This is a genomic window from Paenibacillus xylanexedens, assembly GCF_007676705.1.
GTDB classification, from domain to species: domain Bacteria; phylum Bacillota; class Bacilli; order Paenibacillales; family Paenibacillaceae; genus Paenibacillus; species Paenibacillus xylanexedens_C.
The window spans coordinates 1-262 of sequence record NZ_VEBF01000383.1 but is presented as its reverse complement, the minus strand read 5'-3'; the positions used below and the strand labels follow the sequence as shown (position 1 = coordinate 262).

Below are 262 nucleotides of genomic sequence, written 5' to 3'. Positions count from 1 at the left end.
TATGATATTGAAGTGTGGTTGGGTGAGAGGGAGAGGTATGGTGAGATTTGTTGGTGCTGGAAGTGTGAGGAGTTGGAGGGAGGTGGTGGGAATATGGGTTTGGGGAGAGAGGGAAAAGCTAAAGGGGAATTTGTTGATAGATTGAAGGGTTCAGGATTGGGGGTTGGTGGTAGTGTAGGAGCAATGGTGGAGAAGTATGAAGAGGAAGATGGGAGGGTTGTTATTGGGGAAGGATTGGGTGGTTATATGGGGGGTATCAGTG

Annotated in this window: 1 pseudogene; it reads left to right on the top strand. The window is 48.5% G+C overall.

The window, feature by feature from the left end:
• Positions 1–262: pseudogene (locus FS628_RS31695) on the top strand (serine--tRNA ligase); the annotation flags it as partial.